The following is a 26,906-nucleotide window of genomic DNA, read 5'->3' on the forward strand; positions in this document are numbered from 1 at the left end:
AAATTCAAACAAGGAGTGGAAATGAATGGTTCATCAAATCCGAGAAATTAGTATAAAAGATATCGACCCATTTATTAAACTATTAACCACGATTTATGATGAGTCAGACTACCTCATCTATAACCCAGGCGAATATGCACCTTCTACTACAGATGCTATTTCTAATTTAGAACATTTTATCACATCACCCTCTAACGCAATATTTGTAGCCGAAAACAATGGTGAACTCGTCGGCTTTGCTACTGTGACAACAGAAGATTATGAGCGTGCACGCCACGAAGCTAAATTCTCAATGGGCGTAATTAGACATTACCGTGAAAAGGGGTTAGGTCAATCACTCATAAACGCTGTAGAAGCTTGGTCTTTAAACCATGATATCAGACGTATTGAAGTATTAGTCGTTCCCGAAAATGAAACAGCAGTTTCATTATTCAAAGCTGCCAATTATCAAATCGAAGGTGAGTTACGTGATAAACTCTATATCGATGGTCGTTATTACAATAAATATATCTTGGCAAAGCTATTACTATAATCTACCTCTATCACTAAAGAATAAACTATTATAAATGTTATTTAATTTCGGTCAAAACATATGTATCTTTACATATAACAATGAGCAAAAATAATTATTTTAAATATGATACCTTGACTCATCGTAGGAAACAGTCTGGGACATAAATACACAGCATTAAGCCCATCAAAGATTTTTGATCTTTGATGGGCTTGTTATTGATATCAATACTGCGTATTGTAATTACTCGCATACCTAAGTGGGCAGTTTCGAGTCTCGGTCTCGATACTCATTCTACTCCCTCAGGTGTGTCGCAAACAATACGCAGTTCTTATATGTTATTACTACATCAACCTATTAATATGCCTTATCCATACTAGATACCACTGCAATGGGACTCTTCAGCTCATTTAATAGGGATTTAGTTCAACACCATTTGGATTTGAATCTTCTGGATTTAATTTTGCTTCGACACCTGAAGAATTAGTATTTCTACTTAAGAATCTTAAGACATCTTTCATATTTTGTTGAGATTCAGGTTTATCTAAATGGAATTGGTATTGATGTCTCAAATGATGAGAACCATCATAGAATAGTTTATCTACTGGGACATCTTTAGATTTAAGTTTTTTATAAAATGAAATATTTTGACTATAGAACGGGTCCGCATCACCTACTGATAAAAAAGTTGGCGGATATTCTTTGGTCACTTGGTTAATTGTCGACATTTCACTAATATATTTAAACTGTTGCTCCCAATTACGCTTTCCTGTGTAACTTTCCATAAATAGTTGGATTCTTGGGAATTCAGTTTGTCGCACCGTCTTCATATCATAAAAGCCTCCGAAAAAGATTGCAGCTTTGATTTGATCAGGTTTGAACTGTTGTTTGAAATGCATATCTTCTCTTAAAGATTTATTCGTTTGTATTGCTGTATATTGACTAGAAAGCTGTGCACCAGCAGAATCACCACCAAATACAACTTGATCGAAATTAATTGGCAGTTCATGTTGATTATGTTTAATAAACCTAACTGCTCGATCAATTTGTTTCAATTGTGTTGGATATTTTGAGTCTGGCGCTAATGCATAGTTAATATTTACTACAATATATCCTTGTTCTGCAATTTTAGAGAGTAACGGGTTCTTGTATTGCTTATCACCTGCAATGTAACCTCCACCATGCATCCAAAATATGACCGGTAATTTGTTGTCACTATCTAATTCAGTTGGCGTCAGTATATCTAGACGACTATTAGGAATCCCTTTACTATAGGTAATATTCGTAAATGCATTGACATTTTTATTGTTGATTTGTACTTTTTCTTTAACTTCTTTCGTGTGTTGACGGTCAAAATGTTGCTTAAGCAATAATCCAGTAATGATCGCAACCACTATGAACACAATGATTGTTATTAAAGTCCATTTATGTTTTTTCTTCATAGTTACCGTTCCTTTCGGAAGCATTGTATCATAATTGTTATTTTGACAATAGTAATTGCAAATTATATGAAAAATGATAAAAGATAAAACCTCAGCCTTCACAAAATTGAAAAGCTGAGATTTCTATAAATACTTATAATTATTTTTTTACTAAATTAAGCGATATGCTTTTTGTTTTGATTTTTACGTAAATAGTATTTAATCAAAACAGCTACAACGACTATAAGTCCAATAATACCCATTACTGGATATAAGAAATTGATCAAACTTGTAAATCCTACAAAACTTAAAGCAAATGCAATAAGTACCATTAATACAATAAAGATATGATATTTCTTACTATATGGTTCAGTAAATCGAGCTGCAAATGAATACATTAACCCAAGAATTGTATTATACATTACCGCTAACATAATAATTGATAAAGCAAAACCAATCCATGGATGAATATCGTTTGCCAATGTTAATGTTGGAATTGAGGCACTTTTGATTTTTGGATATTCTGCTTGTAGTGCAAAGTTTATCAATGCTAATAACACTGTATAAATCACACCACCAAATAATGCACCAGAACCGGCTACCTTCCTTTTCGATGCATCGCCACCAATTGCCACAATCGTACTAAATCCAACTGCAAAAGCAAGTCCACCATAATTAATCCCGAAAATGATTGCTTTCCATAAACTTGTTTTTGGTACTGTACTATTTACTTCATTAAGTGCAACACTACCATTAAATAAATAATAAATTGCGATTATAACTACAAAGACAATTAAGAATGGTGTAACAACCCCTAAAGCTCTTACAATTTTATTAAAATCCATTAGTAGTGTTATATAAATCGCAATGACCATAATTAAAGCACCAAGCCATGTTGGAACCCCAAAACTTTCTTGGAATGTTGATCCGGCTCCTGCAATCATTGTTACAGATATACCGAATAAGAAAAATATTAATAAATAATCGATAATCTTGCTAAAGATATCACTAAATAAATAGTCTAACGTCGATTCATGGTTCTGTGCATCAAAGGCACTACCTATTTTAGCTACTTGTCTGCCTATAAAACCTAATATTAAACCTGATAGGATGACACCAATATACGACCATAGACCATAAGATGTAAAGAATTGCATAACTTCTTGTCCAGTCGAGAATCCAGCACCTACCACGATTCCGACATAAGCAAAACCAATTTTTACAGCTTCTTTATTCAACCCCATGTATATTACAACCTCCTAATTGTTTACACATTGAGATATTATACCTTATCAACTATATTTTGCAACACACAAAAAAACTTTCTTAAAATGTTAATCAATTCATTTTTTATTTACAGTAATATAATTTAAAGTTCAAAGTATTCTAATAACCATTTATATAGAATAAAATTACATATCAATTATTTTCCCGATTAAACAACAAAAAAACCGAAATTCTCACTATCATAAAATGAGTATTTCGGTTTAATTATTATTCAAATCTAATAATAGCTTAAAAAACAGACGTTCTTATCTGTTAGTTTCTAATGAGCATCCTTAAATCGATTTAATTCATTGAAATCTACAACAACGTTATCCATACGTTTTGCAGTTTCCTTTAGCACATTACGCGCAACGCTATTAGCTGGATCTAACTTAAGAATTTGACGCGCTACATCGAAAGCTTTCTTATCAGAAATGACTGGTTCAGGCACTGCATGTAATAATAACATTTGCAATAAACTCTTTACTTCTTTGCCTTCAGTGAGCTTTATGGAAGTTTGCGCATGATAAAAGGCAGAGTCAAGTGCACCTTCTAGTTCACTTAATGGATAAACAAGTAGTAAAAAGGCTAAGTCGTGCAATTCAGCAGTTTCTTCCTCTTTCATCATGTCTAAGATACAAGTATAAAACATGACGCTTTCCACTTCGTGGGCACTTGAAATATAAGCTTCTTCAAATTCCATAAAATCTGACTGGGACATTAATCGCTTGACTGACTCGAACTCACCGTTTAAGACATGCTTTTGGATTAAATCTTTCATGGCAATGTCCTCCTAGTATCCAGATTCCTAATTATAGTTAGCTTTTATTTTATCATATTTCAAAAATTAATTCATATAAAAATAAACTGTTTAGGACTATTTATTCTAAAAACGTCATTATACTGTTATTAAACACTTGTATCAATCGCTTTTTCATTTATATTCTTAAATTAAAAGTTCTGTTTAATTTCATTAAGCGTTTCATCATAGGATCCACCCACAGACAATTTAACGGCAGCAGTAAAGCTACCCTCTACAATTGGCGCATCCACCTTTTCAATACGGTAATCGCCTGTATACATTTCTATAGCCAAATCTAAATTCATTTCAGCTGACCCAATATCATAAAAACATATTGCATCATCCGATAATTCATTGATCATGTCTTGAATTTGGTCATAAGATGTACCAATACGTCCTTCTGCGCCACCTTGTGCAATCACATTAACATCACCAGCCATTTGCTCTAATAAGGCTTGTGTTCCATTTGCAATATCCTCACTATGGCTCACTATCACTATTGATGTCATATTAATCCTCTCCAATCAATGCATTCAATATATATACGCTACTTTGTGCCCCTGGATCAACAAAGCCAACCGAGTCAGCTTTGAAATAAGACGCTCTACCTTTTGTTGCTTCAATATCCTTTGTCGCATTTGCGAAGGATTGCAATTTCTCCATATCAACCTTTTCACCATTTCGAACCGCTTCATTAGCACGTTCTATCACGTCATACATAGTTTTCTCATTTAAACTCACTTTCCCTCTTTGGGCTATCGCTTCAGAAAAGGCCTGCAGTAACGCTTTAACATTTTCATTATCTATGTCATCCTCAACTACTTGTGACATTTTAACAAAGCTAAATCCATACAACGGTCCAGATGCACCACCTATATTTGACATTAATGTCATACCCGTAGATTTGAATAAATTTTGCATGGAACTATCATCGATATGATCAGGTAAAGCTTTGAATCCTCTAACCATGTTCACACCATGATCGCCATCACCAATGGCTCTGTCTAATTCAGTAAGTTCACTTTCCTTGTCCTCAAATACAGACACTAACTCAAGTAATCTATCTTTCATCGCTTTGACATCCATTATTATTACACTCCTTTAGTTAATCTAGACCAAATTAAAATAACTGCTACTTGTTTCTGCAACAATAGCTTGCGATAATTCGTCATTAACAGGTACAAAGGTCAACGATACACCTTGCATATCTAATGCAGTCATATAGTCACCAACTAGCCAGTGTGCTACTGTGATATTTTTACCTTTTAAATATTCAGCTAAATACTTCGCTACAATATTTAATTCAGATAAAGGTGTGCCACCCATACCATTTACCATCACGATTATATGGTTTGCGTCTACTTGCTTTAACAATTCATCACTAAGGCGAGCAACGATTTGGTCGACTGTGGTTATTTTTTCCCTGGACAATCCTTTTTCCCCATGAATCCCAACGCCAATCTCTATCTCATCATCAGCGATATCGAAACCATATTGCCCAGTAGTCGGTACCATTGGCGCTGTAACAGCCATGCCTATTGATTTAATAGTTGGTAATACTTGGTCCAAACGTGCTTTAATGTCATCTAATTTGACTCCTTGTTCAGCAAGGTACCCTGCATACTTATGAACTAATACGGTACCTGCAACGCCTCTTTGTTTATCCTCATCACTAACTGCAATATCATCTTTCACTACAATAGATGCAACTTTGATATCTTCCATTTCGGCCATTTCTTGAGCCATTTCAAAGTTCATGACATCTCCGGCATAGTTTTTAATTACTAATAATACGCCATCTCCATTATCAACCGCTTTAATCGCACTTAATATTTTATCTGGAGTTGGAGAGGTAAAGACTTCACCACACACTGCAGCGTCTAACATACCTTGTGCCACATATCCTGCATGTGCAGGTTCGTGTCCACTGCCACCGCCTGAAACAATAGCAACACCTTCTTCTTTCTTGTCTTTTCTCACAATGACTGAATCGGCAATGAGCTCAATATTTTTATTTACTTCTAACATGCCATCAAGCATATCAGATAAGAACTGAGTTTTATCTTTAATTAGTTTTTTCATTTTTGTGGCCTCCTGTTCATAATATCCATATATCCATTTACAGTATACATCACACACAATTGTAAACGCTAACATAATTCATCAGGCTATTTTTCCATTCTAATTGCTTAACAATGATTTAGTTTTAATTTTAATAAAAAAAAATACCACAACCTAGCGTGTTGCTAAGTTGTGGTAGGAAAACATCTATGATGCACTTAAATATTCACATCTTTAAACTGATTTAGTTTTATACATTAAATATAAGAAATATGGTGCCCCAATAATTGCTACAACAATACCTGCTGGAATACCTGAAGGCTGTAGTATCACCTTACCTAACGTATCTGAAACAACAAGTAGTAAAGCACCAATCAATATGGAGATTGGCAAGAATAATTGATGTCTAGGACCGACGATTGATTTGGCGATATGAGGGCCCATTAGTCCAATAAAGCCAATAGCACCAGCTACAGACACTGCCGCAGAGGACAATATAACCGCCACTAGCAGTAGGACAATACGCTCTTTGCCTATTTTCACTCCGACACCTTGCGCAATATGTTGATGTGTATTTAATAAATTTAAGACATTCGATTTAAATAATAGATATGGCACCAGAATAATCACCCATGGTAAGAAAGCAATAACAAAGGTCCATTCATCGCCCCAAATATTACCAGCAAACCATGATGCCATAAACTCAGACTGATCTTTATCAAAAGTAGACATCAATGTTAACGAACCACCACTTAAAGCTGCTGCCATACCGACACCAACTAATACCATGCTCGCCGGAGAAATACCTTCACCTCTGTTATAACTAAATGAAAATATAATAATTGCTGTTAATATACCGCCTATCATACTAATAATTGGCAAAACATAGACAAAGTTTTCAGCATTCACCTGACCAATTACAATAAATAAGGCAATGACAAAACCACTACCTGCATTGATACCCAGTATCCCTGGTTCTGCTAATGGATTGCGTGTAACACTTTGCAAGATAGCACCGCTCATAGCTAAGGCTGCTCCAGCAAGAATAGTGATAAGCATACGTGGCAACCTAAATTCCATTAATATTAAGGTGTCTGTATACTCACCTTGCCCAAACAAAGTCTTAAAGAATGTGCCTACAGACATCTTATATTCACCAGATGTCATACTCCAAGCACATGCTAATAATATCAAGACGATCAAGACAATCATTGTAACCCACTGTTTATATCTCAGTTTTGGATCTATCATGAGAATCGGCCCCCTCTTTTAACTAAATATAAAAAGTAAGGTACGCCGATAAATGAAATAATAGCGCCAACTGGTGCCTCACCTAACATACGTGCTACTGTATCAGCGACCAACATGAGCAAGCCACCAACAATTGCCGTTAATGGTATCACGCGTGCATAGTCAGTACCAACCAAATAACGAACAATATGAGGTACCATTAAACCAACAAATGCAATTTGACCCACCATTGCAACTGCAATGCCGGCTAACACCATCGATAATACTAATGATATACCACGTGTCATACTTACATTTTGTCCAAGTCCTTTAGCCAAGGTTTCACCTAAATTAAGAATCGTTAACTGTTTACTCATTGCAATAATAATCGTTAAAGCAATAATAATAAATGGCGCTGCCCAAACAAGTTGATGCCAAGTCGTTCCAGAAACACCACCAGCACTCCAAAATGTCAAACTCTGATTCAGACGGAACAATAGCGCTACACCTTGGCTTAATGCAGTCAATAAAGCACTTACTGCTGCACCAGCTAATATGATACGCATTGGATTAAATCCATCACTTCTCGATCTCCCAATCATTAAGACTATAAATCCGCCCATTAATGCACCAAGGAAACCGGCAAACATCATTACTAAAAAGGGTGCTGATGGATAAAATGCAAACGTCATCGCTAACATAAAGGACGCACCTGAGTTTAATCCAATTAAACTTGGATCTGCTAAACCGTTTTTAGTCACACCCTGTATCACTGCCCCTGAAGTTGCTAATGCCACACCAACCAGCATTGCTCCTACATCTCTAGGTATTCTAATTTCACTAATAATGTTATGTTGTTGATTATGTTTATCATAGTTGAAAATTGCATCAAAAATCGTAGAAAGGTGAATCTTTGCATCACCTAATAATATGGAGACTAGCAATGCTGCCACCAATAAACAGATACTGATAATCAGCACTGTTGGAAAGTTCATCTTGCCTTTTCTATTTGTCGACATAATTTAACTCCTACACTTGCGAATAGCTCTTCTTACACAAATCATACGTTACAAGCATTGGTTTACCTGTACGTGGATCAGTGCTGATTTCAACATCAATATTGAATACACGTTCTAATATATCCTTCGTCAACACACTTTCTGTGTCGCCATCTGCAATAATATTTCCATCTTTCATTGTAATTAAATGATCGGAAAAACGAACTGCTTGGTTAATGTCATGTAACACCATAATAATTGTACAACCTTGTTCTTGATTCAAACGGGTAATCAACTCTAATATTTCTAATTGATGTGAAATATCTAAATAAGTTGTAGGTTCATCTAAAAATATAATATCTGTTCTTTGTGCTAAGGCCATAGCAATCCATACACGTTGTCTTTGTCCACCACTTAAATCGTTAATTGAACGATGTTTAAAGTCATACGTTCCCGTTACCGTCATTGCCCAATCGATTTCCTTTTTATCTTCTGCAGATAAACGTCCGAAGCCCTTTTGGTGCGGAAAACGACCATAAGAAACTAATTCGCCAACAGTTAAACCATCTGCGACTTCCGGTGACTGAGGTAAAATTGCAATCTTCTTAGCTACCTCTTTTGTCGATTGTGCATGCAAGCTTTCCCCATCTAACTTGATTTCACCATCTTTAATAGGTAACAATCTAGATAGTGCCTTTAGTAAGGTTGATTTCCCACAACCATTCGGTCCAATAATCGATGTAATCTTCCCATCTGGAATTTGCACGTCTAAACTATTAACGATAACATTATCTCCATAACCGATTGTTACTTGTTCTCCATTTAAGCGAGTCATAAGTTCCCTTCTTCCTATAAAATAAGCTTAAGTCTCTATTTATATTAACCAGTAATTTATCAAATTTTGTCGATTATCACGTTAATGATAATCATTATCATAAGTGATATTATATCATCTTTGAATTCTATTGACTATGAAATTTTACCATTGCTTGTAGATACCGAGATGAATTAAATAGCATTACATGATAAGTTCAGTCGTCAAATCTTTACCGACAATCATCATCAAACTTCATAGTAGAATAAAAAAAGACTTGTCGCTAGATGCTGTTTCCATCCATAGACAAGTCTCATTTTTATAACACTACTTTAAAGCGATTAATGTTCATCAATTAAAAAGCCATTTCCATAAACATCACGTACATCGTGAATAACTAAAAATGCATTATCATCAATCTTCTTAATTAATCGCTTTGCCTTCGTCACTTGCGTCTTAGTAATAACTACATACAAAACGTCTTTATCTTCTCTAGAGAAATAACCTCTACCGTTTAAAATAGTTAGCCCACGACCTACTTGTTCATCAATCACTTTAGCAATTTCATCTGGTTTACTAGAAATAATAGTCATTGCTTTTTTCGTATTTAAACCTTCTATTACGTAATCCATTACTTTAGTACCGATATATAAAGAAATTACAGTTACTAATGCACTCGCAATCGGAATAACAGACAATGAAATTGCCACAACAATCAAGTCAAAGAATAATAGCGCATATGGCGTACTGACATCGAGATACTTGTTTGCAATACGCGCAAGAATCGTTGTTCCTGCAGTAGTTCCACCAGCAAGTACAATCACACCAATACCAAGCCCAACACACGTTCCACCAAATACTGCATTGACTAAGATATTGCCTGTTTCAATTTCCCAACTTTTCGTTACTTCCAAGAATAATGATATAAGTACTGTTGCCACTATTGTTAAATACATGCTACGTTTACTTAAAAATTTATAACCAATCGCTATAAGAATCGCATTCAAGACAAAGTTTGTAATACCGGGCGAGATGTGAAAGGCATAATAGAGTACGATCGCTAATCCGGTTACGCCTCCCTCACCTAAATCCGCAGATATTATAAAGGTATTGACGCCAGCAGCAAAAATAAACGAACCGATAACGATTAATATTAAATCACGTACTGTTTTATTCATCCACATAACCCCCTCTTATTTAGTTCAATCAATTGAATGTTAGCAAATATTCTTTCACATCACAACACTATCTCCAAAAAAAGTTATTAAAATTAACATCTAAAAAATGCCATAATGACGGCACTTGTAAAAATTATTTATTCATAATTTTAAAAATTCTGAATTTTCGATTTACTTATGCACTTCTGTTTGCTATAATAATATCTATCTTCTTATTGATAGCCAATAAGAAGCCATCTCCTTTGTGTTGTTTATAGTAACAAACAAAACAAATTTTTGCTCGAGTGTATTAATAGTACCTAGTCCTTACTATTGATATACAATTAATTCATTTCCCGTAAAAGCCAAGTAATGATGAATGTGTCTCCTCACTTCATTCACTTGGCTTTATTTTTTTATCTCATATATCAGAACATTCTAATCTTATTATCAATTTTATACTGTAAAAAAAATAGACTAGGCGAAATATAACTTCACCTAGTCTAAGAAATGTAATATTTAATTCATTACCACGCAAATAGACCTACAAATCCTGCAGTCATTAATGATACTAAGATACCTGCTAATAACATCATCGGCACGTATTTAGAAACAAAGTCAGATGTTTTTTGATCAACTATTCCTTTTAACGTACCAACAATCATACCGATTGTTGAGAAGTTGGCAAATGAAATTAAGAACGTCGTAATAACTGCTCTTCTATGTGGAGAGTATGACGCAACGACATCTTTAATTTGACCCATCACTACAAATTCATTTGTCACAATCTTCTTAGCCATTTGTTGAGCAACTACCCAAGCTTCATCAAATGGTAGACCTAATAATAAGGCAAATGGATACATTACAGTACCAAGCATTTGGTCTAAGCCAAAACTACCTTTCACACCAATCCATCCACCAATAATTCCAGTGAATAAATTAATTAACCTATCTAATAAATCTGATAATGCTACAAAACTGATGACAAACGCAATAATGATTAGAACTAACTTTCCAGCATTCAAAACGGAATCACCTAAGAATGAGAAGAATGGTTGACGTTCAACTTCATTATTCTTAATGCTGTAAATGATGTCTTCTTTTTCTTCAACACTTACCGGATTTAAAATACAGGCTACAATAATTGCATTAATAATATTTAACGGAATGGCTGTAAGTACTAATTCACCCGGTACCATAGTTACATAAGCACCAACAATTGCTCCTGATACAGAACTCATAGACATCATCGCAATTGTTAATACGCGTGTCTCATTCATTCTTTTTAACTGTTCATTTGATACAGCTAAAGCTTCAGTATTTCCTAAAAACATCATCTCAATACCAAAGAATGATTCAAACTTAGGTTGACGTGTAATTTTCGCTAAAACCCAACCAATTGCTCCAATAAGCTTTGGCAAAACATTTAAATACATTAAAATATCAAATAACGGTACTACAAGTAAAATTGGAAACAGTGCGCTCACTGCCATATCCATCGCACCTGGTTTCACCCAACTTGCAAAGGCAAACCCAGTCCCTGCATGCGCGGAATTAATCATCCAAGCAATACCATTCGCTAATCCTTGAACCCCTGCTCTTCCCCAAGGGAAATAAATAAAGAACCATGCTAACACTAAATTTAATAGTACTAATATCCCAATTGATGTCCATTGTATGTTTTTTCTATTTCTAGAAAATAAGACTGCTATGCCTAAGAAAACGAACAATCCAATTATGTTAATAACTAAAAACATAATACACCTACCATTTCAATTTTATATAAAGATACGATATAAATCCTTAAACCACATGCTATGTAAAACAAATAAAAGGTAAACACCTATAGCTATAAGTTTGATAAGAACGAAGTCATATCTTGTACAGTAACTATGTGTGTTCACCTTCATTAACCTCATTTATTATCTTATTCTCTCTATAACTTATTATAAATGCCATTTTAATTTACATTGCATCCTTATAATTCAAAACAATTATAGCATGTATGTACTTTATAGAAAATAAGAATTTTAAAGTTCGATTTATTGGTGCTATTCAACTACTAACACCCATTAATATTCGGTTTACGTGATGAAAACGTATTCATATTAGTGGGATATTTTGTATTTTGTATTTTCTCTCATTTTAATCTGCTAAATTTTGTGTATTTACAAATGCTTGATATTTCTCATGCGTCGCCATAAGTTCTTGATGTGTGCCTTTGCCCGTAACTACTCCTCCATCTAAAAAGATGATTTGTTCTGCTTTTTTGATTGTCGATAATCTATGGGCAATCACAACGGTTGTTCTATTTTCCATCAATACTTCTAATGCTTCTTGTATCTTTCTTTCACTTTCACTGTCTAAATTTGCAGTTGCTTCATCTAATAGTAATATGTCAGGATTTTTCACAAAGCTTCTTGCGATATCAATACGTTGTCGTTGACCACCAGACAATTTCAAACCTCTTTCACCAACCAAAGTATCATAACCATCTTCAAACTGTTCTATAAACTCATGACAATTTGCCATTTTCGCATAATGTATCAATTCTTCGTCAGTCACCTGTCGATTTATACCATAAAGAATATTATCTCTAATCGTGCCACTCATTAAAGAATTAGACTGCATGACATAACCGATTTTTGCTCTCCAATCTGCCAATGATAAATCATAAATAGATGTACTTCCATAAGTAATTTCGCCTTGTTCTATATCATACATACGCTCAATAATATTAAATATTGTACTTTTACCTGAACCTGAGGGTCCAACAAATGCTGTCACTTTACTATATGGAATTTCAAATGACACATCCTTTAAGATGGGCTTTACAGCATATTTAAAATTCACATCCGCAAATGTTAAGTTACCATCCGGAATCGTCAATTGATCATTAAATTCAATTGTTTCAATTGGTTCTTCCATAATTTCATGAATTCTGCTACTTGCACCAATTGCCTTTTTATAATCGGTTACTAACGTAGATAAATTAACCAATGGTGTTGATAATTGAATCACGTAAAATATCATCGCAATCAACGTACCTGCAGTAATCGCTCCTGTAGATATGCGTATTGCACCAAAGCCTAGGATAACTGCAATCGTTAATAACATGATTACACCCGTAATCGGTTGAATTATTGCTGTAATTTTCGCTTGCTTTAAACCTAAAAAATATATTTCTTTTAGATTTTTATGTGCGTTATCTAGCTCTTCACGCTCAGTATTAGATACCTTGACCAATCTCATTTCTGTTAATACACGACCTAATAAACCACTAAAATTGGCAATTTCTGACTGAGTTTTCTTAGAAATAGTTTGCATTATTTTACCAAGTGGTATCATGATTGCTACAAAAATAGGAATCGTAATAAATGTTAATAGCGTCATTTTCCAATCCATAATAAAAAGCATGATTAAAGAACCGATAATAGTTAATACGGATGGTAATAAATTAGGTAACTTTTGCGAGATAAATTCATTAATCACCTTAGTATCATCTGTTAAACGACTCATCAATTGACCACTTTCATTTTGGTCAAAGAATGGCATTTTCAAATGAATAATATGACGCCACAATAGCGAGCGTATCGCATAAATAATCTTCTCACCTATCTTACTTAGTAAATAAAGCCCAATGCCACTAAGCAGAGCGTTCAAGATAAATATGCCGACGAATGCAATTAGGAAGTTCCAGTTGAAGTTTGTAAATGAAAACTTATCAACAAGTTTACCTGTAAAGAATGGAACAACAAGTCCTGTGATACTCCCTAAAGATGATATACACACGGCAATAACAATTAATCCAACAGGCCATGTTAACTTTTTGAATAAATAGAACAATGGATTCTCTTGTTTCATTTTTCCTACCTCTTCTGAAATTTTGTTATGTATATATTTTTAAAAGTGCAAAAATACATGCGATAAATTATATGTGTTTATTGATATTAATTTTCTAATAAAAACATGCGCAAAACAATATTCCGCCCCATTTTTAGCAATGCAATAGTTTTGCTAACAACATACAATATGCTAAACTAGGTCTATTATTAAAAAAAACTGAATATGTTAGAGGGTATGTTATGTTTAAAAGATTAATTTTGACAATTATCGCTTTATTTTGCGTCAACGTAATTATAACACCTTTTGCCGATGCGGAAACAGTAACACCTACTCAAGCGGCAAATCAATATGGTTATAATGTATCCGACGCTTATCAGCCAGAAGGTGCTATGAATATCGCTCAATCTGGACAAATTTTATATCAATACAATGCAAACCAGAAATGGTACCCAGCATCAATGACTAAACTGATGACTATGTACCTAACACTTGAAGCAGTAAAAAAAGGTGATCTCTCTTTAAAGGACAAAGTGAAAATTACGCAAGATCACTATCGTATGTCTACACTTCCAGAGTTGAGTAACACTAAACTTTATCCTGGTGAAACATACACAATCAAAGAATTACTACAAATTACTGTTTCAAACTCAAGTAATGCTGCTGCACTTATTTTAGCTAATGAAGTCTCTGACAACACTTCAGACTTCACCGATAAAATGAATGAAAAAGCAAAAGAAATTGGCATGAAAGATACACATTTCGTAAACCCAACTGGTGCCGAAAACAAACAATTAAAAGACTTTGCTCCTAAAAAGTATAAAAATGAGGATAATTCTACTTCGACTGCAAAAGACTACGACATTCTATCCCAACGTGTGATTCAAGATACACCTAAAATTTTATACTTTACAAAACAGTTAGCACCAACCCAACATGGTGTAACCTATTATACATTTAACCATTCACTTGAAGGTGCTGATATGAGCTTAAAAGGTACCGATGGATTGAAGACTGGTTCAAGTGACCAAGCTGACTACAATCATACTATAACAACGAAACGTAATGGTTTTAGAATTGTACAAACAATCATGGGTGCTGGTAATTACAAATCATTAGGTGGCGAAAAGCAACGTAATATGATGGGTAATGCATTAATGAACATGTCGTTTGACCAGTACAAATACGAAAAAATTCTATCTAAAGGCGAACATAAAATTAACGGTCATACATATTATGTAGAAAAGGACCTCTATGATGTTTTACCAAAAGATTTTGATAAAGATGATTATAAAATAGTCGTAAAGGACGATAAGGTACACATCGAATATGATCGTGAATTTATTTCTAGTAAATATGGTCCACCTTCTGTAGAAGTGAACAAACCACTCGTGCACAAAGCTACGACTGTTGTTAAATCTACATGGGATGACCATCCAATTCTAACTTTATTAGGTATGTTATTGATTATTGCAGCCATTGCAATTGTGATTTATCTCATCATTGAAGCAATTCGAAAGAAATCATCTAAAAAATAATCTTTGCTTTAGTTAAACTACAATGCTGTAACTTGTTGTAGCATACTAATAATTTATGCATTACAGCACAATCTATCACTACAATCGAAAAATAGTCTTGGCCATATAGTAAAGCCACTGTAGAAGATTAAATGCATCTTTTGCAGTGGCTTTTCATATTTTTATAAGTATTACTCGCTTTCATAGTGTATGCGTTGCTCCTTAGCCTTGAAATCTTCCTATCCCTATATAGCTATCACACACAATGCTTCAAGCAGAGAAATTACGATCACCTAATTTAATCCATATCGTTCTGTAAGTTTATGAGTTGCCTAATCTTTATGCTATTTTATACGTCGACTTCTGTAGGAATAGTACAAGCCGTAGACTACTGGATAAAGCTCCACCAACAGAAAGTGTGCATAAAAATATGCCAACAAGTATTTTAACTTGTTAGCATTAAATGAATGTTATGACAAATATTAAAAAATATCGATACACTCAGTAATCAACATTAACAGCACGAATCAAAGCAAGCACATGTATCATTAATATACATCTCGCTTAAATTATTTAGCTGAATCACCATATAATTCTTTCTTAATTTTAGTCGTTGAAATACCTTCAGTACGATTTAAATAAATCACTTCACATTTATCTTTCAAGAAGTCAAACTCGCCTTCCCAATCATGGCCCATTACAAATTTATCAATTTCATAACGGTCAACATCGATTTCCTTTTGACCCCATCCACTTTCAGGAATAACAAGGTCCACATAACGAATAGATTCTAACATCATTTTTCGTTGTTCAAAATTATAATATGATTTCTTGTTTTTCACACGGTTAAATTCGTCAGTTGATAATGCCACGACTAGATAATCGCCCATTTCTCTCGCTCTTCTTAATAGTTCTATATGTCCGTAATGTAACAAATCATATGTTCCATAAGTAATTACACGTTTCATTCGCTTAATCTCCTTAACATAAAATTAAATTAAAATTTACATTTTTAAGAATTATAGCATAACAAACTTAAGTTTACGAATATTCGAAGAATTTAGCGATTTAGGTATTGTTTCAATTTTTGCTTTCCTCTAAATGTTGTACGCTTCGGTAATACTTCAACTTTAAATCTCAAATAATTTGGGCGACCAATGCCACATCTTAATAATGCTGATCTCCACTGCTCATACAATGCTTTATTCCACTTTGTACTACCCTGTTCAACTACGTTGACAATTCTAAATAATGCTTCACCAGAATAATCAGTCCTTTGCATATCATCAAGATAATTGATTACAACATCTAATAAGCTTTGATTAAGTTCACTATTCTGAGTTAGATATGCTTGTATTAAATAACTGACAATTAACTCGTCCATTCGATAGCTATAATAGATACGTTGGTTTCTCAACGGTAACAAGGGCATTACTCTAGCTCTAGCTTCCCTAGCATCAGACATATAGGCAAGAAATTCTGTTGCTCTACGTTGCGTAACCGATCCTTCGACTTCATGATAACCATAGACAATTTCTGATAGCACTTGAATATCCTTAGCCTTACGATAGGCTTGAATAATAAAGGAATGCTCCTCACAAAATACAATATCCTCATCAAAGCGCAATGATTTAAAGTCTGCACTAAATAATTTTGCTCCTGGTCCGATTGATTGCATAATTTCAGGACTTTGAGCTAAACTTACTTTCATATCCTTGCACATCGCTTCATGCGTCGGTACTGGCTTCCACTCTCCAGATACACCTCGTCCTATTTGACCAATGACAATTTCAACATTGCTATCCTTCTGATAACAGTTAGCCATCAAATCTATTCTACCTGGCAAGAATATATCATCCGCATCTATAAACATAAATACATCGCCACTTATATTAGTTAATCCGACATTTCTACTGGCAGCCGCACCCTTATTCTCTTGATTAATCACTTGTATATGCTTATATTCCTTTTGCAATTGCTTCAGTACGTCTTGTGTATCATCTGTAGATCCATCATTAACACAAATCACTTCAAAATCATGTTTAGTATCTATAGATGCAATTGTACGCCTAATTGTACTTGCTGCATTATAAACTGGAATAATTATTGAAATTTTCATACTTTCACCATTTCTTCTATAGTTTCTATAACTTTCGTTAAACTTTGTGTCACATTATACTCATGCCAAGATTTAAACAACGGTTGTAAGTCACTTTCATACTTTTTGATATTTTGAATCAATTCACCTTCATTATATACCTTATACATGTCGGGAATCTCATAATAAAAAGTATTCAACCCTCGCTCAGTTTCATATTGTTGTTCATCATAAACATAAAGTAAAGTCGGTTTATTCAATAAACTTGCCTCAATTGCCAATGAGCTATAATCACTAATAATGATATCAGCCATAATCATTAAAGATTGTAAATTGATTTCTGTATGTTGTTCATTGACTATAGATGGGTGCAATTTACTAAATAAAGTATAGTTCGGTAATGCAGTTTCAAATTTATGTTTATCTATCGTTCTATTCGCTTGGTGATGTTCTCGATAAGTCGGCACGTATAGTGCAATTTTACCTTTAATACCATATTGTTTTTTTAATTCTCGTTGTCGTTGTGTAATATCAACCGTACGATACGGTACTAATCTTGGCAAACCTGTTCTAAGCATCTGTGCATCTGTTGCTCCAAATGATTCTTTAAAGCATGTTACCATTGGTTCACCACCAACAATGTATTTATCTGTCGCATTATAAACTTGTCGATATTGTTCAACCATTTTGTTATTATTCAAATCAACTTGGTGATCTGTTAATCCGAAATTTTTTAAAGCTCCTGCAGCATGCCAAGTTTGAATAACTGTTTGCCCCTCTTTCTTGAGAAAGCCACCCATGAGTAAATAGTATGTGTCGATAATAATAACCTTTGCTGTACTCAAATATTTCAAATGTCTATAAAGCTGTTTATTGCCTGCCAACACATAAGTTACATGTTCCAAATGCTGGGTATATTTTCTATGCACATCCTTACCAATTACTGTAATTTGATAATCCCCTTTTCGATTGAGCCCTTCAATAATGGGTAACATATCCTCTGGAAATGTCATCAAAATAACAATACTTTGTTGTTTCACCTTTTTCTTACTGAAAAGTATATTTAAAAATTTTGTCATAAATATATATAGTGCTTTTATCACTTGCCTCAAATTATTCACCGCCAAATGGATTATATTTCATCAGTCCTTTTATTATATCTATCTTAAAGTAAAATTTATAGAAAAATCCTTTGACGACATTACTTGCCATCAAAGGACCATTGAACTCACTATATTCAACTTTTATTGTCTATTTGTCATTTTACATAAAGTCTGCAAAGTGATCTCTATAACGCATATGCAAAATAGAACCAATCATAAATAAGAACAGTATAATAAATAAATTATATAACGTTAATTCCCAGTGCGTAATAAAGTACCATTCTTTATGCAACACTGCAGAACGATATGCTTCTGCAAGATAGTAAATCGGATTCAATTGCATTACCTGTTTAACAATACCTTCAGGCGGCACAATAAGAATTGAAGATGCAAAGAATACCATTCGCATCAGTGCTTGAATCGCTTGTTGTGTATCCTTTACTAACACACCTAACGTTGAAGTGAAAAGTGCTATTGTTGTCGTTAATATCAATGCAAAAGGCACATATAATAATAATTGCAATGTATAAATAGTAGGATAAAAACCAGATATCGTACACAATAATATCACTACAACCAATAAGGCAAGGTGCCCATAAAATCTACTCATAACAATGTAAGACGGAATAATGGATAACGGAAAATTCATCTTCGCAACATGATTATACTTTGTAGCAATGGCTTTAGTTCCTTCTAACACACCTTGGTTAACAAAGAACCACATACTAATACCGACAAGCAACCAATAAATAAATGGCACACCATCAACATCACTATTACTTCTGATACCCAGACCAAATACAAACCAATAAACCATGATTTGTAAAGCTGGGTTGATTAACTCCCAAGCCATACCTAGATAATTATTCGTGTTTGAAATTTTCAATTGGAATTGGGCTAATCTTTGAATTAGATAAAAATTCTTAATATGTTCTTTAAATACAACCCACACAGCATTCATTTAAATAAACCACACTTTCAATCGATTTGACAATATTGTATTTCTTTTTCACTTTGGTTAAACAATATACTGCGAAACTTTTATAAATATCATAACAATTTCTTTGCTAAGTTTTAATAGTATAATTTTTTATACGCTAGCCAAATCAGCAGTAACTTCATAACAAATACAATTGTAATTTTTAAAACAAACAAAAAAACATTAATTTCTTTTTTCTTAATAGTTGATTTTATGCCAATTATTAAGTAAACTTTAACAACTGTATAAGTCTAATAATAGTAAAATAGTACTCACTTACTTTACAATAGGTTAATAAATTTAACAACCAATATAATATATAATATACTTGAAGTAACTGTAAATAAGGAAGGTAAAAATATGAATGTATCAGTTAGCATTGAAAATGTAACTAAAGAGTACCGTATTTATCGCAACAATAAAGAACGGTTAAAGGATGTTATCATACCTTTTCACAAAAATAAAACTTTCTACGCACTTAACGATTTATCTATCACTGCTTATGAAGGTGATGTCATCGGACTTGTTGGCATAAATGGATCGGGTAAGTCTACATTAAGCAATATGATTGGTGGTTCATTATCTCCTACCGAAGGACATATCGAGCGCAATGGCGATGTCAGTGTTATTGCGATAAGTGCAGGATTAAATGGTCAATTAACAGGCATTGAAAACATTGAATTTAAAATGCTATGCATGGGTTTCACACGTAAAGAAATTAAAGCACTGACGCCACAAGTCATTGAATTTAGTGAATTAGGCGAATTTATCTATCAACCTGTTAAAAAATATTCTAGTGGTATGAGAGCTAAACTTGGTTTTTCTATCAATATTACAACCAATCCGGACATTTTAGTTATTGACGAAGCATTATCAGTTGGTGACCAAACATTCGCTCAAAAATGTCTCGATAAAATTTATGAATATAAAGCACAAGGCAAAACAATTTTCTTTGTCAGCCACAATATGAAACAAGTACGTGAATTTTGTACTAAAATCGCTTGGATTGAAGGCGGAAAATTAAAAGAATATGGTGAACTCGATGAAGTATTACCGAAATACGAAAAGTTCTTAAGTGGATTTAAAAAACGTTCTAAAAAAGAACAAAAACAATTCAGAGAAGAATTAGATGCATCAAGATTCGAAGTAAAATAACTAATAAAATTTAATAATACAAAAATAAGACGTAACAAGCTGTTAAATTAAAGCGCATTGTTGCGTCTTATTTTTGAGCGTCATAACTGTCGTTTTCGATTCAACAGTAAACTCATGAATTTATGTGTATCGGAAATACATTCCAATCGTCAAAATAAAAGAGCTATTCCTTGATGGATTAGCTCTTTCCACAAATATCATACACGTTATTTTATGTCTGTTTTTTTATGTAGCATCACAATTTTTTGGACGTATTTTGGTGAGACTCCTGAGGGAACAGGACAAGCTGAAGACTACAGGCTGAAGCTGTCCCCTAGGAAAGCGAACCAACAGTACCAAATTTTAAATAAAAAGCCAGTTTATAAAGTATTAAGCAATTCTTAAATTCATAATTGATGTTATATTTCGACACAAATTTAAAAAGAAGTCCGTAGTGTGTTTTTTATGTAGCATCACAATTTTTTGGACGTATTTTGGTGAGACTCCTGAGGGAACAGGACAAGCTGAAGACTACAGGCTGAAGCTGTCCCCTAGGAAAGCGAACCAACAATACATAACTCTTGATAATATTAAATATTCACCTACTAAATAACATCTATTTTAAACATTTTTACGCTTAAACTTCATTTTCAAAACATTTACAATAAATTTCGGTATTGCTTTCGTTCTGCCTATGCGCTTCCAATCTATAATCACACGATAAACCCACTCTAAATTTAACTTTCTAAATAGTTTCGGAGCACGTTTCTTAGTACCACTAAATACTTCAATCGATCCACCTACGCCCATAAGCAAAGTTTGTTCAAATTGATTAGCATGCTGTTCAATCCAAGACTCTTGACGTGGATATCCCATACCAACAAATATATAATCTGGATTAAATGCTTTAATTTGCTTTACCACCTTATTATCTGACAGTTCAAAGAATCCATGGTGAAAATCAAATTTAACGTTAGGAAACTGAGCTTTCAATCTTGCATATGCTGCTTTTACAACCCCATTTTCTGCACCTAATAAAAATACTTTCTGATGTTGCTCATTTGCTATATTCAGACAAACTTCCATTAATTCAATACCCGGGACTCTTTCTTTTAACGGGGTTTGTAATAATTTAGATGCCATAACAACACCTGTACCATCCGCAACAACATAGTCAGCAGAATTTACCAATGCTCTATATTCAGTGTCTTGTTGGGCATAATCTACGATTTCAGGATTGGCTGTAACGATAAATAAATTGTGTTGTGTTTGTTTTTCGAAAAAATATATAATGTTTTGTTTCATATCAGCTAAAGTTACATTATCAAAAAATACTGACAATACATTTATACGTCGTACTTGCTTAGTTTCATTCATTTATTCAATTCTCCTATCTCCATGATTCCATTCTACTTTATACTTATTTTACTGTCATATTAACACAATCATTATAGTCAACATATTATAATATAATACGTCCATTGTTAAAGATACATCAAAAGTCCGTATCCTTTATCCTGTGATATCCTATATAATTTATCTTATAGTTACTCTAAACTATAAATCATTTACATAAATTATCCATTTCATCTATGTCATCCCATCAAAGACGTGATAGTTTTTGATTCATAGTTTTATGGTACTTATAGCATCAATGAAATTTAAAATCGAGGTAGTATTAATGACTTATATACATGATTTTTTCAGCTCCACCATACAATTGAATATATTTTCGGTCATCGTTGTTGCTTTACTTTATATTGTCATACACAACTATCGCCATAAACCATTTAATCGCTTTTTAGATATATATTTAAATTATATCCCTGTTCTAACTCATGAATTTGGACATATACTTTTTAATAAATTGAGTAATGGTAAGGCTAAAGATTTAGTCATCGTCGCCTCACCTAGAGAGCGCGCTGAAACTTCGCAACAAGGTTATGCTATCACTCAATCGACAAGTCGTATTGGTCAAGCAATCACTACATTCGGTGGCTATATTATGCCTCCTTTAATGCTACTTATCGGGTTTGCAGCAATTAAATCGACTTACCCTAGTTTATTTATAGCAGCTTATCTAGTCATATTCATTTATTTTGTTATTTTAACATCTAGAAAATTATTACCGACACTCATCATCTTAGTGCTCATCATTGTATTATATTGCTTATTTCATAGTGATAATCAACTCATGATGACATATGTCGTTACTTTTACGTATCACTTTATTATCGCCGTCTTATTAGGCGAAGTCTTACAATCATCATGGACGATTGCTCGATTGACTTTTTCTGGACATTCCGTAACTTGGGATGGTAGTACATTGAAAGACTTAACCCATATTCCAACAGTAATATTTAGTTTGATTTGGATTGGTATCAATCTTTTTGTCGTCTATCTTTTCATCACAAACTATTTATTTAATGGGTAGCATTTTAATATCATATAGACACTTTAAAGACTCGATCGATGCCTTTTAAACACTGCATCAATCGAGTCTTTATTGCCTATAGTCATACTGGCATTCCCATTTTTTATAAACTAAAAAACAGACCACTGCATGACTTGCATCTCGTCGTACAGTAATCTGTAATCTATCCGTATCTATATTATTATGTAGCTATAAACACTACAATATCTGCTCCACTTACCTAGCGTCTCAGCTTGTAATATCCTCACAGTCTATCCTTTATTTCTCAGCATAAATATGCTCGGCATTATCATAGCTCAATATCGTAATATTATCTTCTTTCTGCACAATAATTACTTTATTCGTATCATCTTTATTAACTATTGAAACCTCTTCATCGATCAGTATATCTTTGCTCGTTAGATATACTAAAAGTTCTGTTCTATCTCTCACACGCTTAATCGTTACCTTGTCCCCTGCCTCAAATGATAACAAATTATTTGTATATAGTTCTTTATATTGATTATTTCTCGGAATGACACCGCCATGTGGGCAAGTAATCGGATATTCTAATAATTTGTCTAATCGTTCGACAAATAAATGTGATACTCGATGCTCCAATACCTCAGCTTCTTGGTGCACTTCTTCCCAATTATACTGCAACACTTTAATTAAAAATAATTCTAGTAATCGGTGCCTCTTAATTATATCTAAAGTATATGTTAAACCTTGTTCAGAAAGTTGGACGCCTTTATATGGTTTAGTAGTAACATAACCAGATTTTTCGAGTCGACTAACCATCTCACTGACTGAAGGTGGCTTAATGTTTAAATACTGTGACAAAGTCTTATTTGAAACGAATGAACGGTCGCCGTCATGCGTTAAAATTGCTTTTAAGTAATCCTCTTTTTCTTCAGTTAGCATTCTCTCACCTCTCAAATCATTCACTTTATTGTACCACGAATCTACTTGACACGCTAAAAGTTCGTAGTATATTATAATATAAATTAGGTTAACCTAAAATTTTATTTAAGGAGGGCTAACGTGTTAAAAATTCAAAATTTAAATCTTACTTTAGGGAATAAAAGTGTGTTAAAAAATATAGATTTAGACATACCTATCTCCGGGGAAATAATTGGCATTATGGGACCAAACGGTGCAGGGAAATCATCGTTATTGAAGTCGATTATTGGTGAATTCAAATCGACTGGTGTAGCCAATTTAGAAGAACGTCCTGTCCAAAGTGCGCTTAAAGACATTACGTACATTCCTCAAAAAGCGCATATTGATTTAGATTTTCCAATCAAAGTTGAAGATGTTATCTTATCTGGAGCTTATAAAGACATCGGTTGGTTTAAATGGGTCAACGGCGATACGCGCTTGAGATTAAACCAATTGTTGCAAACTTTGGAACTACAGGAATTGCGACATCGTCAAATATCTGCTTTAAGTGGTGGTCAATTACAACGTGTACTTGTAGCCCGTGCACTGATGACTGAAAGTAAATTATACTTACTCGACGAACCATTTGTTGGGATTGATTTTCATAGTGAGCAAATCATTATGACACAATTACGCCAGTTGAAAGATGAAGGCAAGTTATTACTTATCGTCCATCATGATCTATCTAAGGCCGAAGAATACTTTGATCGTGTAATTCTATTAAATAAAACACTTCGCTATTTTGGAGATAGCAGCACAGCAATGCAACCCGATTATTTAAATCGTACATTCCTAAGTGCTACTGCTGAAGATGATAGCGAAGTAACACAGTAGAAAGGACGTAACTGATATGGATTTTATTCAACATTTATTTGACTATTTGTTCCTTAGAAATGCCTTAATCATTTCCATTGTCGTAGGTATCGTCTGTGGTACTGTGGGATGTTTAATCGTTTTAAGAGGACTATCACTTATGGGTGATGCAATGAGTCACGCAGTTCTACCTGGCGTAGCACTATCATTCTTCTTCCAAATTCCTATGTTTATAGGTGCCTTAGTCACAGGTATGATTGCCAGTATCTTTATTGGATTCATCACTAAGAGTAGTAAGACTAAACCTGATGCTGCAATCGGTATAAGTTTCACTGCATTTCTAGCAACAGGTATCATTTTGATCAGCGTCATCAATAGTACGACAGATTTGTACCATATCTTATTTGGTAACATACTTGCCGTAACACATGCTACGTTCTGGTCAACTATCATCGTCGGCATTATCGTAATGATTCTCATCATTGCATTCTATCGACCATTGATGGTTTCTACATTTGATCCTACATTCAGTAGAATGAGCGGGTTAAATACGACACTAATTCATTATTTTGTAATGCTATTACTGTCTCTTGTTACAGTTGCTAGCATTCAAACAGTTGGTATTATCTTAGTTGTTGCACTATTAATCACTCCTGCCTCTGCAGCATTTTTAATAGCGAAAAAATTGCGTACTATGATGATTATTTCTAGCTGTATCAGCACAATCAGTTCAATTGTTGGACTATACTTCAGCTATGTATATAACTTGCCAAGTGGTGCAATGATTGTTTTATGTGCATTCTTTATTTATATTTTAGTGTTTATTGGTAGTAAACTTAATTTCTTTAAAAGGGAAGGAACAACTGTATGAAAAAAATAATTTCAATCGCTCTTATTTTCTTATTATTCCTAGCCGCGTGTGGCAATGGAAAAAGCGGTACAAGTTCAAATGAAAAATTAAAAATCGTAACAACTAACTCAATTTTATATGACATGGTTAAAAATACAGCAAGTAAAGATGTCGAAATACATAGTATTGTACCTGTAGGTCAAGACCCTCATGAATACGAAGTAAAGCCTAAAGACATTAAAGCACTTACAGATGCAGATGTCGTGTTCTATAATGGTTTGAACTTAGAAACTGGTAATGGATGGTTTAAAAAAGCACTTTCACAAGCTAATAAATCATTAGACGACGACAAAGTAATTAAAGTATCAAAAAATGTAAAACCAAACTATCTTCATGGCGCTAAAGAAGGAGACGAATCAAAGCAAGACCCTCATGCATGGTTAAGCTTATCTAACGGTATCAAATACGTTGAAACAATTAGAGACACATTGTTAGAACGCGATAAAGGTCACAAAGATGAAATCAGCAAAAATAGTAAAGCCTATATCGATAAACTTACAGAACTAAAAAATTCTAGCCAAGAAAAGTTCAATGATATTCCTAAAGCAGAAAGAAATATGATTACTAGTGAAGGGGCATTCAATTACTTCTCACAACAATATGACATAAAACCTGGTTATATTTGGGAAATCAACACTGAGAAACAAGGTACTCCTGAACAAATGAAACAAGCAATTGATTTCGTAAGAAAGAATAACCTTAAACATTTACTAGTTGAAACTAGTGTAGATCATAAGAGTATGGAAAGCTTAAGTGAAGAAACTGGCCGCGATATCTACGGTGAAGTATTCACAGATTCTATCGGTAAAAAAGGATCTAAAGGTGATTCTTATTATAATATGATGAAAGAAAATATCGAAACAATCCATGGTAGCATGAAGTAATCATAGATTT

The 26,906-nt window shown here is 33.6% G+C and carries 25 protein-coding genes; 7 read left to right on the forward strand and 18 right to left on the reverse strand.

Annotated elements, in window-relative coordinates:
• Window positions 1–25: 25 nt before the first annotated feature.
• Window positions 26–532 carry a GNAT family N-acetyltransferase gene (locus JN168_RS11070; RefSeq protein ID WP_107512428.1) on the forward strand — a complete coding sequence of 169 codons (507 nt, stop codon included), beginning with the start codon at window positions 26–28 and terminating at the stop codon, window positions 530–532.
• 389 nt (window positions 533–921) lie between these two features.
• Here the strand turns inward: JN168_RS11070 and JN168_RS11075 are convergent, their stop codons facing one another.
• The 12 genes from JN168_RS11075 to JN168_RS11130 form a co-directional block, all read right to left on the reverse strand.
• Window positions 922–1,953, reverse strand: a complete 1,032-nt coding sequence (locus tag JN168_RS11075; protein WP_229366977.1) for an alpha/beta hydrolase — start codon at window positions 1,951–1,953, stop codon at window positions 922–924.
• 155 nt (window positions 1,954–2,108) lie between these two features.
• Complete coding sequence (locus JN168_RS11080; protein WP_042738133.1) at window positions 2,109–3,176, reverse strand: YkvI family membrane protein; 1,068 nt, start codon at window positions 3,174–3,176, stop codon at window positions 2,109–2,111.
• A gap of 302 nt (window positions 3,177–3,478) precedes the next feature.
• A complete protein-coding gene (locus JN168_RS11085) occupies window positions 3,479–3,979 on the reverse strand; it encodes a hypothetical protein (RefSeq protein WP_042738132.1) in 501 nt (166 codons plus the stop codon).
• A 170-nt stretch (window positions 3,980–4,149) separates the two neighbouring features.
• A complete protein-coding gene (dhaM, locus tag JN168_RS11090; protein WP_232171278.1) occupies window positions 4,150–4,509 on the reverse strand; it encodes a dihydroxyacetone kinase phosphoryl donor subunit DhaM in 360 nt (119 codons plus the stop codon).
• Window position 4,510: 1 nt separating this feature from the next.
• The gene (dhaL, locus tag JN168_RS11095; protein ID WP_042738130.1) at window positions 4,511–5,086 is read right to left on the reverse strand and encodes a dihydroxyacetone kinase subunit DhaL; all 576 of its coding nucleotides are present in this window, start codon (window positions 5,084–5,086) and stop codon (window positions 4,511–4,513) included.
• 24 nt (window positions 5,087–5,110) lie between these two features.
• Window positions 5,111–6,082: a dihydroxyacetone kinase subunit DhaK gene (gene dhaK, locus JN168_RS11100; protein WP_279525894.1), complete on the reverse strand. Its 972-nt coding sequence runs from the start codon at window positions 6,080–6,082 to the stop codon at window positions 5,111–5,113.
• A gap of 213 nt (window positions 6,083–6,295) precedes the next feature.
• Window positions 6,296–7,312 carry a FecCD family ABC transporter permease gene (locus JN168_RS11105; RefSeq protein ID WP_042738128.1) on the reverse strand — a complete coding sequence of 339 codons (1,017 nt, stop codon included), beginning with the start codon at window positions 7,310–7,312 and terminating at the stop codon, window positions 6,296–6,298.
• The gene (locus tag JN168_RS11110; RefSeq protein WP_107512422.1) at window positions 7,309–8,310 is read right to left on the reverse strand and encodes a FecCD family ABC transporter permease; all 1,002 of its coding nucleotides are present in this window, start codon (window positions 8,308–8,310) and stop codon (window positions 7,309–7,311) included. The genes JN168_RS11105 and JN168_RS11110 overlap by 4 nt, the downstream gene beginning before the upstream one ends.
• 10 nt (window positions 8,311–8,320) lie before the next feature.
• On the reverse strand, window positions 8,321–9,124 hold the full coding sequence (locus JN168_RS11115) for an ABC transporter ATP-binding protein (protein ID WP_042738126.1): 804 nt from the start codon (window positions 9,122–9,124) through the stop codon (window positions 8,321–8,323).
• A gap of 320 nt (window positions 9,125–9,444) precedes the next feature.
• Window positions 9,445–10,281 (reverse strand): YitT family protein, encoded by an 837-nt coding sequence (locus JN168_RS11120; RefSeq protein WP_232139211.1) that lies wholly within the window; start codon window positions 10,279–10,281, stop codon window positions 9,445–9,447.
• 506 nt (window positions 10,282–10,787) lie between these two features.
• Complete coding sequence (locus JN168_RS11125; RefSeq protein WP_042738124.1) at window positions 10,788–12,017, reverse strand: NupC/NupG family nucleoside CNT transporter; 1,230 nt, start codon at window positions 12,015–12,017, stop codon at window positions 10,788–10,790.
• A gap of 388 nt (window positions 12,018–12,405) precedes the next feature.
• Window positions 12,406–14,124, reverse strand: a complete 1,719-nt coding sequence (locus JN168_RS11130; protein ID WP_279525895.1) for an ABC transporter ATP-binding protein — start codon at window positions 14,122–14,124, stop codon at window positions 12,406–12,408.
• A gap of 221 nt (window positions 14,125–14,345) precedes the next feature.
• Here JN168_RS11130 and pbp4 point away from each other — a divergent pair, with 221 nt between their 5' ends.
• Window positions 14,346–15,641 (forward strand): penicillin-binding protein PBP4, encoded by a 1,296-nt coding sequence (gene pbp4 / locus JN168_RS11135; protein WP_042738122.1) that lies wholly within the window; start codon window positions 14,346–14,348, stop codon window positions 15,639–15,641.
• Between the two features lie 548 nt (window positions 15,642–16,189).
• Here the strand turns inward: pbp4 and tagD are convergent.
• From tagD to JN168_RS11155, 4 genes are all read right to left on the reverse strand, one after another.
• A complete protein-coding gene (gene tagD, locus JN168_RS11140) occupies window positions 16,190–16,588 on the reverse strand; it encodes a glycerol-3-phosphate cytidylyltransferase (RefSeq protein ID WP_042738121.1) in 399 nt (132 codons plus the stop codon).
• A 92-nt stretch (window positions 16,589–16,680) separates the two neighbouring features.
• On the reverse strand, window positions 16,681–17,739 hold the full coding sequence (locus JN168_RS11145) for a glycosyltransferase family 2 protein (RefSeq protein ID WP_229366975.1): 1,059 nt from the start codon (window positions 17,737–17,739) through the stop codon (window positions 16,681–16,683).
• Complete coding sequence (tarB, locus tag JN168_RS11150; protein WP_229366974.1) at window positions 17,736–18,830, reverse strand: teichoic acid glycerol-phosphate primase TarB; 1,095 nt, start codon at window positions 18,828–18,830, stop codon at window positions 17,736–17,738. Before tarB ends, JN168_RS11145 begins: the two co-directional genes overlap by 4 nt.
• Before the next feature lie 151 nt (window positions 18,831–18,981).
• Window positions 18,982–19,782 carry an ABC transporter permease gene (locus tag JN168_RS11155; RefSeq protein ID WP_042738118.1) on the reverse strand — a complete coding sequence of 267 codons (801 nt, stop codon included), beginning with the start codon at window positions 19,780–19,782 and terminating at the stop codon, window positions 18,982–18,984.
• Window positions 19,783–20,160: 378 nt separating this feature from the next.
• Here JN168_RS11155 and tagH point away from each other — a divergent pair, with 378 nt between their 5' ends.
• Window positions 20,161–20,955, forward strand: coding sequence for a teichoic acids export ABC transporter ATP-binding subunit TagH (gene tagH, locus JN168_RS11160; protein WP_042738117.1), 795 nt, complete (start codon window positions 20,161–20,163; stop codon window positions 20,953–20,955).
• Window positions 20,956–21,555: 600 nt separating this feature from the next.
• On the opposite strand, the gene tarA is transcribed toward tagH, so the two are convergent.
• Window positions 21,556–22,311 carry an N-acetylglucosaminyldiphosphoundecaprenol N-acetyl-beta-D-mannosaminyltransferase TarA gene (gene tarA / locus JN168_RS11165; RefSeq protein ID WP_232139203.1) on the reverse strand — a complete coding sequence of 252 codons (756 nt, stop codon included), beginning with the start codon at window positions 22,309–22,311 and terminating at the stop codon, window positions 21,556–21,558.
• A gap of 304 nt (window positions 22,312–22,615) precedes the next feature.
• Between tarA and JN168_RS11170 the strand changes: the two genes are divergently transcribed.
• Entirely contained in the window at window positions 22,616–23,368 is a 753-nt protein-coding gene (locus tag JN168_RS11170; RefSeq protein WP_229366973.1) for a M50 family metallopeptidase, read from the forward strand.
• Between the two features lie 258 nt (window positions 23,369–23,626).
• Here JN168_RS11170 and JN168_RS11175 read toward each other — a convergent pair whose 3' ends face one another.
• Window positions 23,627–24,271 (reverse strand): metal-dependent transcriptional regulator, encoded by a 645-nt coding sequence (locus JN168_RS11175; RefSeq protein ID WP_042738114.1) that lies wholly within the window; start codon window positions 24,269–24,271, stop codon window positions 23,627–23,629.
• 120 nt (window positions 24,272–24,391) lie between these two features.
• On the opposite strand from JN168_RS11175, the gene JN168_RS11180 reads away from it, so the two are divergent.
• Genes JN168_RS11180 through mntC form a run of 3 tightly spaced genes read left to right on the forward strand, consistent with a single transcriptional unit; the run spans window position 24,392 to window position 26,896 of the window.
• A complete protein-coding gene (locus JN168_RS11180) occupies window positions 24,392–25,123 on the forward strand; it encodes a metal ABC transporter ATP-binding protein (protein WP_042738113.1) in 732 nt (243 codons plus the stop codon).
• Between the two features lie 16 nt (window positions 25,124–25,139).
• Window positions 25,140–25,973 carry a metal ABC transporter permease gene (locus JN168_RS11185; protein WP_042738112.1) on the forward strand — a complete coding sequence of 278 codons (834 nt, stop codon included), beginning with the start codon at window positions 25,140–25,142 and terminating at the stop codon, window positions 25,971–25,973.
• On the forward strand, window positions 25,970–26,896 hold the full coding sequence (mntC, locus tag JN168_RS11190) for a manganese ABC transporter substrate-binding lipoprotein MntC (protein WP_042738111.1): 927 nt from the start codon (window positions 25,970–25,972) through the stop codon (window positions 26,894–26,896). Before JN168_RS11185 ends, mntC begins: the two co-directional genes overlap by 4 nt.
• Window positions 26,897–26,906 lie beyond the last annotated feature (10 nt).

Origin of the sequence: Staphylococcus gallinarum (assembly GCF_029774255.1) — a bacterium.
Taxonomy (GTDB): domain Bacteria; phylum Bacillota; class Bacilli; order Staphylococcales; family Staphylococcaceae; genus Staphylococcus; species Staphylococcus gallinarum.

What these genes read in the sequence shown, in the direction of transcription:
- JN168_RS11080 (WP_042738133.1), bottom strand. Translation starts at nt 3,176, where the DNA reads ATGGGGTTGAATAAAGAAGCTGTAAAAATTGGTTTTGCTTATGTCGGA.
- tarA (WP_232139203.1), bottom strand. Translation starts at nt 22,311, where the DNA reads ATGAATGAAACTAAGCAAGTACGACGTATAAATGTATTGTCAGTATTT.
- JN168_RS11105 (WP_042738128.1), bottom strand. Translation starts at nt 7,312, where the DNA reads ATGATAGATCCAAAACTGAGATATAAACAGTGGGTTACAATGATTGTC.
- JN168_RS11155 (WP_042738118.1), bottom strand. Translation starts at nt 19,782, where the DNA reads ATGAATGCTGTGTGGGTTGTATTTAAAGAACATATTAAGAATTTTTAT.
- JN168_RS11115 (WP_042738126.1), bottom strand. Translation starts at nt 9,124, where the DNA reads ATGACTCGCTTAAATGGAGAACAAGTAACAATCGGTTATGGAGATAAT.
- JN168_RS11120 (WP_232139211.1), bottom strand. Translation starts at nt 10,281, where the DNA reads ATGAATAAAACAGTACGTGATTTAATATTAATCGTTATCGGTTCGTTT.
- tagD (WP_042738121.1), bottom strand. Translation starts at nt 16,588, where the DNA reads ATGAAACGTGTAATTACTTATGGAACATATGATTTGTTACATTACGGA.
- JN168_RS11130 (WP_279525895.1), bottom strand. Translation starts at nt 14,124, where the DNA reads ATGAAACAAGAGAATCCATTGTTCTATTTATTCAAAAAGTTAACATGG.
- JN168_RS11085 (WP_042738132.1), bottom strand. Translation starts at nt 3,979, where the DNA reads ATGAAAGATTTAATCCAAAAGCATGTCTTAAACGGTGAGTTCGAGTCA.
- JN168_RS11185 (WP_042738112.1), top strand. Translation starts at nt 25,140, where the DNA reads ATGGATTTTATTCAACATTTATTTGACTATTTGTTCCTTAGAAATGCC.
- pbp4 (WP_042738122.1), top strand. Translation starts at nt 14,346, where the DNA reads ATGTTTAAAAGATTAATTTTGACAATTATCGCTTTATTTTGCGTCAAC.
- JN168_RS11145 (WP_229366975.1), bottom strand. Translation starts at nt 17,739, where the DNA reads ATGAAAATTTCAATAATTATTCCAGTTTATAATGCAGCAAGTACAATT.
- dhaM (WP_232171278.1), bottom strand. Translation starts at nt 4,509, where the DNA reads ATGACATCAATAGTGATAGTGAGCCATAGTGAGGATATTGCAAATGGA.
- tagH (WP_042738117.1), top strand. Translation starts at nt 20,161, where the DNA reads ATGAATGTATCAGTTAGCATTGAAAATGTAACTAAAGAGTACCGTATT.
- JN168_RS11070 (WP_107512428.1), top strand. Translation starts at nt 26, where the DNA reads ATGGTTCATCAAATCCGAGAAATTAGTATAAAAGATATCGACCCATTT.
- dhaK (WP_279525894.1), bottom strand. Translation starts at nt 6,082, where the DNA reads ATGAAAAAACTAATTAAAGATAAAACTCAGTTCTTATCTGATATGCTT.
- JN168_RS11125 (WP_042738124.1), bottom strand. Translation starts at nt 12,017, where the DNA reads ATGTTTTTAGTTATTAACATAATTGGATTGTTCGTTTTCTTAGGCATA.
- mntC (WP_042738111.1), top strand. Translation starts at nt 25,970, where the DNA reads ATGAAAAAAATAATTTCAATCGCTCTTATTTTCTTATTATTCCTAGCC.
- JN168_RS11175 (WP_042738114.1), bottom strand. Translation starts at nt 24,271, where the DNA reads ATGCTAACTGAAGAAAAAGAGGATTACTTAAAAGCAATTTTAACGCAT.
- JN168_RS11170 (WP_229366973.1), top strand. Translation starts at nt 22,616, where the DNA reads ATGACTTATATACATGATTTTTTCAGCTCCACCATACAATTGAATATA.
- JN168_RS11110 (WP_107512422.1), bottom strand. Translation starts at nt 8,310, where the DNA reads ATGTCGACAAATAGAAAAGGCAAGATGAACTTTCCAACAGTGCTGATT.
- dhaL (WP_042738130.1), bottom strand. Translation starts at nt 5,086, where the DNA reads ATGGATGTCAAAGCGATGAAAGATAGATTACTTGAGTTAGTGTCTGTA.
- JN168_RS11075 (WP_229366977.1), bottom strand. Translation starts at nt 1,953, where the DNA reads ATGAAGAAAAAACATAAATGGACTTTAATAACAATCATTGTGTTCATA.